The 2,792-nt window shown below is 44.4% G+C and carries 1 protein-coding gene; it reads left to right on the top strand.

Features of this window, described 5'->3' with window-relative positions; all coding sequences use genetic code 11:
• Nucleotides 1-2,792: condensation domain-containing protein (locus RRG12_RS42570; protein ID WP_420763248.1), on the top strand; the 2,792-nt coding region annotated here is incomplete at both ends.

The following is a 2,792-nucleotide window of genomic DNA, read 5'->3' as shown; positions in this document are numbered from 1 at the left end:
CACCCAATGGTAAAGTGGATCGTCGAAATCTTCCAGGTTGCGATCGCACACGCCCCGCTCTCGAAGAAACTTTTGTCGCACCTCGTAGCCCAATTGAGAAGACTTTAGCAGTCATCTGGGCTGAGTTGCTAGCACTTGAGGAGATTGGAGTCAATGACAATTTTTTCCAGTTGGGTGGTCATTCCCTAATTGCAACTCAGATCCTTTCCCGCGTGCGCGAAGTTTTCCAAGTCGAGTTGTCTTTTCACCACATCTTTGAAAACCCCACCATCGCAGGTTTAGCTCAACTAATCGAACAGCATAGTCAGTTAGAACAGCAGTTACAGCGTTCCGTCATCCAACGAATTGGGCGTGAGGGACTCTTACCAGTTTCCTTTGCCCAAGAGCGAGTGTACTTTATTCAGCAAGTGGCTCCTGAAAGTAGTGCCTACCAATTCCAGGCAACTATGCGATTTAAAGGTCAGCTAAATGTGGCGGTATTACAACAGTGTCTCAACGAGATTGTGCGCCGTCATGAAATATTTCGCACGACTTATCCGGCGGTGAATGGACGGCTATTTCAGATAATCCACTCAGCGCCACCAATCAACTTTAAAGTTATTGACCTCCAGACATTTTCTGAATCTGAGCAAGAAGCAGAAGTTCAGCGCCTAGTTGAGGCAGAAGTACAAAAGCCGTTTGACTTGAATCAACTACCATTAGTTAAATGGGTTTTGTTGAGGTTGAGCAACCAAGAACATCTATTGCTCCACATTGAACATCACATAATTCATGATGGTTGGTCATTTAATGTATTTCTGGGTGAGTTGCTTGAACTTTATCAAGCCTTCTGTTTGGGTAATCCTTCCCCGTTGACTGAGCCAATCCTCCAGTTTGTGGATTTTGCCCATTGGCAGCGACAGTGGGTCAAAAGCCAAGAAGCCCAAACCCAATTGACTTATTGGCAGCAGCAATTATCCGGTAGTTCACCGTTATTGGAATTACCATTAGATCGCCCGCGACCAACAGAGCAAACTTATAATGGCGATCAAATTAGGGTGGAACTTCCCATCAATTTGTGTGAATCTCTGCGAGTTTTGAGTCGTCAAGAGGGTGTCACCTTATTTATGACGATGCTGGGAGCTTTTTTGGTAATATTGCACCGATACACTGGGCAGAACGACCTAAGCGTAGGAACTGCTGTTGCCAATCGGCGGATGCACGAAGTAGAAAAGTTAATTGGCATGATTGTCAATAACCTGGTTCTACGCACTGATTTGTCTGGCAATCCCACATTTCGGGAATTACTCGACCGAGTGCGTCAAGTCACATTGGAAGCATATACCAACGAAGATTTACCTTTTGATAAGGTGGTGGAAGTTCTCAAACCAATACGGAATTTAAGCCACAATCCTCTATTTCAAGTGATGTTCAGCTTCCACGATTCTCCCATGCCGGACTTGAGTCTCCCAGGCTTGGACATTAGCTTGCATGAACCTATCAGCAATAAATCAGCAAAGTTTGATCTGGATTTCCTGGTTATACCGCGTTCTGAGCAACGCGTGCAAAACGGTTCTAAAACGGGAGCGAAGGGAATCACCTTAGTTTTAGAATACAACAGCGATCTATTTGATGCTGCCACAATCCAACGAATGCTAGAGCAGTATCAAAATTTACTAGAGGGGATTGTTGCTAACCCAGAGCAGCGAGTTTCAGAATTACCACTGCTAACGGAGACTCAGCAGCAATTATTGGTGGAGTGGAATCAGACTCAGAAAGATTACAGCTTTAATCAGGGTATTCATGAGTTATTTGCAGTTCAGGTGGAGTTAACCCCCGATGCTGTAGCTATTCAGCAAGAAGATCAACAGCTAACTTACCGTGAATTGAGCGATCGCGCCAATCAACTTGCACACTATCTCCAAACTTTAGGAGTCAAAGCAGAAACCTTAGTGGGTATCTGCGTTGAGCGTTCTCTAGAAATGATTATCGGCTTACTCGGCATTCTTAAAGCGGGCGGTGCATACATTCCCCTTGACCCTAGCTATCCTCAAAAGCGACTGGCTGATATTCTCGAAGATACGCAACTGAGCATTCTGCTGACTCAAGAAAGATTTCAGGAAAAATTACCAGATTATGACGGAAAAACCATCTGTTTAGATAAAGACTGGGAAATAATTGCAGGGCAAAGTACAGCCAATCCGATTACTAACGTTCAGCCGCATAACCTCGCCTACATTATTTACACCTCTGGTTCTACAGGTAAACCTAAAGGAGTGATGATTGAACAGCGATCGCTAATGAATTTTGTTATCAGTGCTATGCATGAATATGGAATTAATGCAACTGATAATATTCTGCAATTTGCATCTCTCTGTTTTGATACATCTATTGAAGAAATCTTACCTTGTCTTTCAGTTGGTGCAACATTAGTACTGCGAACCGAAGAAATGCTGCACTCCAGCGATGAATTTTGGCGGTGTTGCCGAGAATGGCAGTTAACTGTTTTGGATCTTCCCACAGCGTACTGGCATCAATTAGTAGCGGAACTTACCTCTGAAGATTCCCGAATTCCCGAAAGTCTGAGAATGGTGATTATTGGCGGAGAAGAAGCTCAACTCGAAAAAGTGAAGCACTGGCACAGTAGTGTTGCTCACCTCTGCAATCCACCCCAATTACTTAATAGTTACGGGCCAACGGAAGCAACGGTTATAACTACTTTATACCAATTATGTATGAAGAGACACATAAAAATACCCCCCTTTAGTCCCCCCTTGCCAAGGGGGGACGGCGTTACCGGGGGGGGGAGTAAT

This window comes from Nostoc sp. CALU 546 (assembly GCF_048836525.1).
The sequence above is the reverse complement of the archived record's forward strand: the minus strand, read 5'-3'. Positions and strand labels throughout refer to the sequence as shown.